This window comes from Gammaproteobacteria bacterium (genome assembly GCA_013001575.1).
In the GTDB taxonomy this organism is placed as follows: domain Bacteria; phylum Pseudomonadota; class Gammaproteobacteria; order Steroidobacterales; family JABDMI01; genus JABDMI01.
Genome location: JABDMI010000071.1, coordinates 57,689 through 66,005, shown reverse-complemented (window position 1 = coordinate 66,005; position 8,317 = coordinate 57,689). Strand labels below are relative to the sequence as shown.

The window sequence follows — 8,317 nt, the reverse complement described above, 5'->3', positions numbered from 1 at the left end:
AGTAATGTTGATTTACCCGAGCCATTCAGACCGAGCACACCGATCTTGGCGCCCGGGAAAAAACTCAGTGAAATATCACGCAAAATAAACTGTTTGGGGGGAACCACTTTGCTTACGCGGTTCATGGTGTAAATGTATTGAGCCATGTTTAGGAATTCGGTGTTAGTTCAAAAAATTAGTTGAATATTATAATGAGAAAGTCGTGACGATCCCAAAATGTAAATTTTATTTGCGTCGCGTTGTGATACCCGGGGTAGAGTGCCGCTGCATAAAAGCTTGTACTTTGGCCTTGGCCAATTTGGGTTTTTCAACCCGCGCGATGTGCATGACCGCATCACCACCATGCACCAAAGGTAATTTGGTCATACCAATGACCAAACCCGAATGTGGACTGATGATGTTGATTTCCTTGTCGCTATAGGGAGATGAAATAGTTCCCAGCATCTGGCCTTTGCTCACATGGGCGCCCAGTTTTAAAGTGCTGTGATAAATGCCGCTTTCCGGCGCGCGTACCCAGCGATTCTCAACCGCGATCACGGGTTTTTTATGGGTTTCTTTTTTCTTGACCTTGGGCAACATGCCGATAAAACGCATGACATTCACAATGCCTTTAACCCCGCCACGGATGCCGGTTTCATCAAAGCGTAATGCTTCCCCGGCCTCATAAGTAATGACCGGAATCTTCTTTTTTGCCGCCGCCGTTCTAAGCGTGCCTTTGGTTAAACCGGAATTTATGATCACAGGTGCGTCAAATGCCATGGCCAGATTCTGCATATCCTTATCGGTGATCGAGGCACGAATTTGCGGGAAGTTACTCCGGTGTATCGCACCCGTGTGCAGGTCGATTCCGTAATCGCATTTTTTAACCACCTGGGTCATGAAAGTATTTGCCATGCGTGAAGCCAGACTGCCTTTTTTTGTACCGGGAAAGCAGCGGTTAAGGTCGCGACGGTCGGGTAAATAACGTGACCCGTGCACCACACTTAAAACATTTACGATTGGAATTGCGATCAAGGTGCCACGCAATCGTTTTAATGCGGGTAAACGTAGCAAACGTCGGATAATTTCGATTCCGTTGAGCTCGTCACCGTGAATAGCCGCTGATACAAAAATGGTTGGACCCGCGTATTTACCATTGAAAACCTCAACACTCATACTGACTGGCGTGTGAGTGTAAAGCTGTCCGACGATCAGGTCCATGGAGGCGCGTTCGCCCGGCTGGATCTTGGTGTCATTGAAAACAAATGCATCGTTTTTGGGAAGTGCCATATTAAGTTTCTTTGGTAGTGATTGTGATTATTGATTTTTGTGACGGGTGTTTTTTTCCAGATAGTCGATCATCTTACTGGCAATGTCCACGCCGGAGGATTTTTCTATACCTTCAAGACCGGGTGATGAATTGACTTCCAATACCAGCGGGCCTTTACGCGAGCGTAAGAGGTCAACACCGGCGACATCCAGTCCCAGTATTTGTGATGCTTGTACTGCTATTTTGCGTTCTTCTGCCGAGATCTTTTCGACAATCGCATAACCACCACGGTGTAAATTGGAACGAAAGTCGCCTTCTTTGGCATGCCGTTTCATTGCTGCGACCACTTCATTGCCTATCACTAAACAGCGAATGTCTTCACCATTGGCTTCTTCTATGTATTCCTGCACCAAAAATGTCGCTTGCAGACCACGCAAGGCTTCAATCACACTTTCAGCGGCTTTTTTGGTTTCACCCAAGACCACGCCCATGCCCTGGGTACCTTCGGTGAGTTTGATCACCACCGGTGTGCCCCCAACCAGGTCGAGCAGGTCATCGGTGTCGCCGGGGGAGTCGGCAAAGCCGGTGCGCGGCATGGGCAAGCCATGTTGTGCTAGGAGTTGCATCGAGACCAGTTTGTTGCGTGAGCGATTGATGCTACGGGAAGAATTGAGTGTGAATACCCCCATCATTTCAAACTGTCTAACTACAGCGGTTCCATAAAAAGTGATCGAGGTACCTATGCGTGGAATGATGGCGTCAAAATTTTCCAGCACACGACCCTGGAAATGTATTTCCGGATGGCGCTTGGAGACATTCATGTAACAGCGCAAGGGATTGACGATCTGAACATTGTGCCCACGCTCACGCGCTACATGCAACATACGTCGTGTTGAGTAGATCTGCGAACTGCGAGAAAGAATGCCGATGTTCATGTTTTTTTGGTATGCGCTCAGTTGCTTGATTATATCAGTCCGCTTCGGAAAGAAATTTGATAAATAGCACAGGCAATTTTCAGACAGAATAAAATGGAATTTGCCCGTCACAAGTTAATTCTTTTGCATTAGATCAATTATTCGATGATGAACTGGATACTGAAAGTCGCATGGCCTTACGCATCGTGCAATTATTTGCCAATTAGCCGTCCATTCTCTCCCAATTACAGCGCTGTCTGAGTTACAATTCTGCCTTCGATTTTTCACCAGTTTTTAGCCATTATTTAGCCTTTTTCGGAGTATTTTTCGATGTTTTCAGCCGATATGACCATTGCCAGTTTTGATCCTGAGTTAGAAGCCGCCATTAATGCGGAAAAAGTTCGTCAGGAGGAGCACATCGAACTCATCGCGTCGGAAAATTACACCAGCCCGCGAGTTATGCAGGCTCAAGGCTCGGTATTGACCAATAAATACGCGGAAGGCTACCCGGGCAAGCGTTATTACGGCGGCTGTGAGCATGTGGATGTGGCTGAGTCACTGGCCATTGAACGTGCCAAGGAATTGTTCGGCGCCGATTATGCCAATGTGCAGCCGCATTCCGGATCCCAGGCCAATGCCGCGGTTTACCACGCACTGGTCAAACCGGGTGACACGGTTATGGGCATGAGTCTGGATCATGGCGGGCATTTGACCCATGGTTCTAAAGCCAACTTTTCCGGCAAGCTGTTCAACATCATCCCTTACGGTATTGATGACGAGGGTGCAATTGATTACGACGAATTGCAAAACCTGACCGACAAACATCAACCCAAAATGATCATTGCCGGGTTCTCGGCGTACTCATTGCGTTTGGACTTTGCCCGGTTTCGAGAAATTGCCGACTCTTGCGGGGCGTATCTGTTTGTCGACATGGCGCATGTGGCCGGACTGGTGGCGACCGGACATTATCCAAACCCCTTGCCCTATGCAGACGTGGTTACCACCACCACGCATAAAACCTTGCGCGGTCCTCGTGGCGGTTTGATCCTGGCCAGAAAAAATGATGACTTGACCAAAAAATTCAATTCCCTGATCTTTCCGGGTACTCAGGGCGGACCATTGATGCATGTGATTGCCGCCAAAGCGGTCGCGTTCAAAGAAGCGCTGGAACCGGAATTCAAAGCCTATCAACAAAAAGTGGTTGATAATGCCCAGACTATGGTGAAAACCTTGCAAGAGCGAGGGTACAAGATCGTGTCCGACCGCACCGAAAACCATTTGTTGTTGCTGGACCTGATCGATAAAGACATCACCGGTAAAGTTGCTGATGCTGCACTCGGACGCGCCAACATCACTGTGAATAAAAACACCGTACCGAATGATCCGCGTTCACCGTTTGTCACCAGTGGCTTGCGTTTGGGCACGCCCGCCATCACCACACGTGGCTTTGGTGAAACCGAAGTCAAACAAGTGGCCAACTGGATTGCCGATGTGATCGATGACATCGACAATGAGAACACCATCAAGCGCGTAAAAAATGAAGTGCTTGAACTGTGCGCGCGTTTTCCGGTTTATAAAAGCTAGTACCATCACGGTTTATTAAATGCGTTGTCCTTTCTGCGATCATCCCGAGACCAAAGTTGTAGACTCGCGTTTAGCCGGAGAAGGGAGCCAGATACGGCGTCGTAGAGAGTGCGTGGAATGTGGCGAACGCTTTACCACATTCGAAAGCGCCGAGTTGGTCATGCCGCATTTGATCAAAAACGACAATACGCGGGTGCCATTTGATGAAGCAAAATTGCGGCGTGGCTTAACCCGCGCCCTGGAAAAACGCCCGGTTAAATCCGAGGCCATTGAGGCTGCTATCAGCCACATCATCAAGGCTTTATTACGCAGTGGCGAGCGTGACATTCCGAGTAATCAGGTGGGTGAACTGGTCATGAAGGAATTGCGTCAACTTGATGAGGTCGCTTATGTACGCTTTGCTTCGGTGTATCGCAGTTTCCAGGATGTTGACGCTTTTAAAGAAGAGATCGAGCGTCTCGAAGATGTTCGTGACGAGAACCACAAACTGCAATTGTCCTTGCTTAGTAAAAAAAACAAATCCAAAAAATAATCCCCGAACCCATCGCACTTATTGATTATGGCCGCTAATTTCACTCCACAGGACGAACACTGGATGCGTGAAGCCCTGGAGCTTGCACAGTCCTCGGCTGCAATTGCTGATCCAAACCCGCATGTGGGCTGTGTGCTGGTTAAAAATGCCAAAATGCTTGGCGCCGGGGCAACTCAAGCGGTTGGTTTTGCGCATGCCGAGGTCGTTGCTTTAGCTGAAGCGGGCGATGCGGCAGACGGTGCAACGGCCTATGTCACACTGGAACCGTGCGCACATCAGGGTCGCACACCACCCTGTGTGAATGCTTTGATCAAAGCGAAAGTTGCCAAAGTTATCATCGCCTGTGCCGATCCGAACCCTTTGGTTGCTGGAAAAAGTATTGAAAAGTTCAGACAGGCCGGAATTGAATGCGAAACCGGATTGTTAGCCAATGAGGCTCAAACATTGAACCGCGGTTTCATCAAACGCATGCACACAGGGGTTCCCTTTGTTACGGCAAAAATGGGGGTGAGTGTGGACGGTCGCAGTGCCATCGCCACTGGCGACAGCAACTGGATATCGAATGCGCAATCGCGTGCCGATGCCCACCAGTATCGTTCAAGCATGTCGGCAATAGTAACCACCGCCAATACCGTACTCGCCGATGACCCGCGCCTGACGGCGCGTGACCAGGATGACTTGTATCCGCGTCAACCCTTGCGAATCGTTCTGGATGCCAAGGCCCGGGTGCCAAACAGCGCGAAAGTTTTTCATCAACCGGGCAACACTCTACTAATTGTGGCTGGCGAGAATTTGTCATCTGCACAAAAGCAATTTTCAGACAACGCTAGGGTTGAAGTCATGGCCTTGTCTGCAGATTCAAGCCATTTTGAGCTACACGAATTGATGCAGGAATTGGGTCGTCGCGAGATCAACAATGTGCTGCTCGAGGCGGGTGCCGAGTTTCAGGGGCAATGCATCGCGGCTGGAATTGTGGATGAGTTGAGAATGTATCTGGCCCCGATGTTATTAGGCAGATCACCATTTGGAATAGTGCAGCTGCCAGAACTTGCTAGCATACAAGATCGGCAAGAATTAAAATTACAGGACGTGAAAACCATCGTTAACGATGTGCGCCTCATTTATCATTTTCAAAAATAGTCCAATTCGAGTTTAATTATGTTCACCGGTTTGATTCAGTCCACAGGCAAATTGCAGTCGCGGGAAAATACCGGCGGCGATGCACGTCTGGGCTTTGTTCTGGATAACATGGATCTGAGTGACATTGAAAAAGGCGCAAGTATCGCGGTTAACGGTGTGTGTTTGACCGCAACCGAGTTCACAGCCAATAGCTTCGTGGCGGATGCTTCTGAAGAAACCCTGGCATTGACCACGCTGGGCAACTTGCCATTGAATGCCACCCTGAATTTTGAAAAATCATTGACCCTAAAGGATCCGCTGGGTGGTCATTTGGTTAGCGGCCATGTTGATGGCATCGCAACGGTCGTTAACATGAAGGAAGCCTCGAATGCCTGGCATATACGTTTGGCAGCGCCAGAAAGCCTGTCGCGCTATATCGCCAAAAAAGGCAGTGTGTGTCTCGACGGCATTAGTTTAACAGTGAATGCGGTAGACCAGCACGAGTTTGAGGTCATGATCATTCCACATACCCACGCCCACACCAACATCCACACCTGGCAAACCGGCGGCAAAGTGAATCTCGAAGTTGACCTCATCGCCCGTTATCTCGAGCGTCTATTCTCCACAGACGCGATCAATGGCCCGAGTCGTGACGCGACTAGTGAGCTGACTTATGAGAAAATAACTGGTTCTGGTTTTGGACCTCAAAATTAATACGTGTGCATCATGAATGTAGTGAATATGCCAAATAATCTTCCCGATACATCGCAATCCACGATGTTCGCCGATATACCGGCGGTAATCGACGATCTCAAACAGGGCAAAATGGTTGTTCTGCTGGATGACGAAGATCGCGAGAACGAAGGTGATCTGATCATGTTGGCTGAGCACGTGCAAGCCAAAGATATCAATTTTATGGCGCGCTATGGGCGTGGACTGATCTGCCTGACCCTGAGTCGTGAGCGTTGTCGCCAATTACGCCTGCCACTAATGGTGAGTGACACCGATTCGCAGCGCACCACGAATTTCACTTTATCCATCGAAGCCGCAGAAGGAATTACCACAGGTATTTCCGCGCACGACCGCGCACTGACCGTGCAGGCTGCGGTCGCCAAAGACGCACACCCCAATGACATCAGCCAGCCGGGTCACATTTTTCCCTTAATGGCTCAACCGGGTGGCGTCCTGGCACGTGCCGGGCACACCGAAGCGGGTTGTGATCTGGCGCGCCTGGCGGGAGCCGAACCGGCGGCAGTGATCGTTGAGATCCTGAATGAAGATGGCAGCATGGCGCGACGCCCGGATCTGGAAGTGTTCTGTAAGGAACACGATATCAAAATGGCCACCATTGCCGATCTCATCAGTTACCGTTTACAAAATGAAGTCTCGATCGAACGTCTGGTTGAAAAGAATGTTCCAACCGATTTTGGTGAGTTCAAATTGTTCGCATTTGATGACCATGTGCACAGCACGGTACATCTTGCTCTGGTCAAGGGGGAGATACAACCAAACTCCACACCACTGGTGCGCGTGCATTTACAAGACACCCTGAGTGATGTGCTCTCGGTAAAATGGAAAGAACTCGGCTGGCCGCTTCGCAATGCCATGCAAATGATCAGTGAACAGGGTGAAGGCGTGATCGTAATTTTACGTCGCCACGAATCGCCACGCGAACTGATCGAAATGATCGAAGCACGTCATGTTACTCATGCTGCGTCACAAACCAATGAAGAACCGTCGCGTCAATTGCGTACCTACGGGATCGGTGCGCAGATACTGCGTGATCTTGGTGTGCGTAAAATGCGAGTCTTGAGTGCCCCTACAGTAATGTCGGGTTTATCGGGTTTTGGCCTGGAAGTGATTGAATACATCGACGAAAATAAAAATTCCTGAAAACAGAAAAAAGAATGAAATTATGTCAAAAATAATAGAAGGCCAGTTAAATGCCAGCGGATTACGAGTTGCCATTGTCGCGGCTCGCTTTAATGAATTTATCGTGGACTCGCTGGTCAAGGGCGCTGAAGATTGTCTAGTGCGTCACGGGGCCAAAGCCTCGGACATTCATCTGGTCAAAGTGCCAGGAGCCTTTGAGATCCCGGTAACCTTGAAACATCTGGCCAGCTCGGATGACTATGACGCAATTATTGCTTTAGGCGCGGTGATACGCGGGGCAACCCCGCATTTCGAATACGTATCCGGCGCGTGCACCAATGGTATCGCTAAAGTGGCTCTGGATTCGGGCAAGCCAATTGCTAATGGCGTGATCACGGTAAACAGTATTGAACAGGCAATCGAACGTGCTGGTACCAAAGCCGGCAACAAAGGTGCTGAGGCTGCACTGGGTGCAATTGAAATGGCATCGATTTTGCGTCAGCTGTAGTCTTGCTGCCCAGAATTTTATTGCCGATAAAAAATATACTCCTTATGAAAACACTTCCACCAAAAATCGATTTCGGTGCCCGCTCGCTTGCACGTCAATTGGTCATGCAGGCTTTATATCAATGGCAATTGAATGCACTTGACTATAAAGATTTGAACAAGCAATTCGGTGAAGACAAGGATTATAAAAAAACCGACCAGGAATACTTTGCTTTATTACTCGAAAACATCATGAGCAATGTTGAATCTCTGGATGCCGACCTGGAAAAATTTGTTGATCGTCCATTGCTGCAGCTTGATCCGATATCGCACGCCATTTTGTGGCTCGGGCTGTATGAATTTAACCAGCATATCGAAATCCCTTTTGCGGTGGTGATCAATGAAGCGGTTAAATTAGCTAAAAAATTTGGTGCAGAAGACAGTCATAAATTTGTTAACGCTGTGCTAGAAAAAGCGGCAGCAGAAATTCGTTCCACCGAGATCGAGCATAAGAAAAAAACCGGAAAATAAGCCGACACCATTTCAACCCAATTCATTTAA

At 48.9% G+C, this 8,317-nt stretch carries 10 protein-coding genes; 7 read left to right on the top strand and 3 right to left on the bottom strand.

All coding sequences use genetic code 11. The features are described 5' to 3' along the window. The 3 genes from HKN88_06580 to rimK form a co-directional block, all read right to left on the bottom strand. A partial coding sequence (locus HKN88_06580) for an ATP-binding cassette domain-containing protein (protein NNC97723.1) occupies positions 1–146 on the bottom strand: 146 nt, incomplete at its 3' end. Between the two features lie 79 nt (positions 147–225). Continuing rightward, a complete protein-coding gene (locus HKN88_06575) occupies positions 226–1,269 on the bottom strand; it encodes a succinylglutamate desuccinylase (protein ID NNC97722.1) in 1,044 nt (347 codons plus the stop codon). Between the two features lie 27 nt (positions 1,270–1,296). After that, positions 1,297–2,184 carry a 30S ribosomal protein S6--L-glutamate ligase gene (gene rimK, locus HKN88_06570; protein ID NNC97721.1) on the bottom strand — a complete coding sequence of 296 codons (888 nt, stop codon included), beginning with the start codon at positions 2,182–2,184 and terminating at the stop codon, positions 1,297–1,299. 309 nt (positions 2,185–2,493) lie between these two features. Between rimK and HKN88_06565 the strand changes: the two genes are divergently transcribed. Genes HKN88_06565 through nusB form a run of 7 tightly spaced genes read left to right on the top strand, consistent with a single transcriptional unit; the run spans position 2,494 to position 8,287 of the window. Continuing rightward, on the top strand, positions 2,494–3,747 hold the full coding sequence (locus tag HKN88_06565; protein NNC97720.1) for a serine hydroxymethyltransferase: 1,254 nt from the start codon (positions 2,494–2,496) through the stop codon (positions 3,745–3,747). A 19-nt stretch (positions 3,748–3,766) separates the two neighbouring features. Further along, positions 3,767–4,279 (top strand): transcriptional regulator NrdR, encoded by a 513-nt coding sequence (nrdR, locus tag HKN88_06560; GenBank protein ID NNC97719.1) that lies wholly within the window; start codon positions 3,767–3,769, stop codon positions 4,277–4,279. Positions 4,280–4,306: 27 nt separating this feature from the next. Continuing rightward, positions 4,307–5,419, top strand: a complete 1,113-nt coding sequence (ribD, locus tag HKN88_06555) for a bifunctional diaminohydroxyphosphoribosylaminopyrimidine deaminase/5-amino-6-(5-phosphoribosylamino)uracil reductase RibD (protein ID NNC97718.1) — start codon at positions 4,307–4,309, stop codon at positions 5,417–5,419. A gap of 18 nt (positions 5,420–5,437) precedes the next feature. Beyond that, complete coding sequence (locus HKN88_06550) at positions 5,438–6,112, top strand: riboflavin synthase (GenBank protein ID NNC97717.1); 675 nt, start codon at positions 5,438–5,440, stop codon at positions 6,110–6,112. Positions 6,113–6,124: 12 nt separating this feature from the next. Further along, a complete protein-coding gene (ribB, locus tag HKN88_06545; protein NNC97716.1) occupies positions 6,125–7,291 on the top strand; it encodes a 3,4-dihydroxy-2-butanone-4-phosphate synthase in 1,167 nt (388 codons plus the stop codon). A 22-nt stretch (positions 7,292–7,313) separates the two neighbouring features. Then, positions 7,314–7,778 carry a 6,7-dimethyl-8-ribityllumazine synthase gene (gene ribE / locus HKN88_06540; protein ID NNC97715.1) on the top strand — a complete coding sequence of 155 codons (465 nt, stop codon included), beginning with the start codon at positions 7,314–7,316 and terminating at the stop codon, positions 7,776–7,778. A 44-nt stretch (positions 7,779–7,822) separates the two neighbouring features. Further along, positions 7,823–8,287, top strand: coding sequence for a transcription antitermination factor NusB (gene nusB, locus HKN88_06535; GenBank protein ID NNC97714.1), 465 nt, complete (start codon positions 7,823–7,825; stop codon positions 8,285–8,287). The last annotated feature ends 30 nt before the right edge of the window (positions 8,288–8,317 follow it).

Coding starts and splice junctions, on each gene's coding strand:
- HKN88_06565 (NNC97720.1), top strand. CDS start 2,494: ATGTTTTCAGCCGATATGACCATTGCCAGTTTTGATCCTGAGTTAGAA.
- HKN88_06575 (NNC97722.1), bottom strand. CDS start 1,269: ATGGCACTTCCCAAAAACGATGCATTTGTTTTCAATGACACCAAGATC.
- HKN88_06550 (NNC97717.1), top strand. CDS start 5,438: ATGTTCACCGGTTTGATTCAGTCCACAGGCAAATTGCAGTCGCGGGAA.
- nusB (NNC97714.1), top strand. CDS start 7,823: ATGAAAACACTTCCACCAAAAATCGATTTCGGTGCCCGCTCGCTTGCA.
- ribE (NNC97715.1), top strand. CDS start 7,314: ATGTCAAAAATAATAGAAGGCCAGTTAAATGCCAGCGGATTACGAGTT.
- nrdR (NNC97719.1), top strand. CDS start 3,767: ATGCGTTGTCCTTTCTGCGATCATCCCGAGACCAAAGTTGTAGACTCG.
- rimK (NNC97721.1), bottom strand. CDS start 2,184: ATGAACATCGGCATTCTTTCTCGCAGTTCGCAGATCTACTCAACACGA.
- ribD (NNC97718.1), top strand. CDS start 4,307: ATGGCCGCTAATTTCACTCCACAGGACGAACACTGGATGCGTGAAGCC.
- ribB (NNC97716.1), top strand. CDS start 6,125: ATGAATGTAGTGAATATGCCAAATAATCTTCCCGATACATCGCAATCC.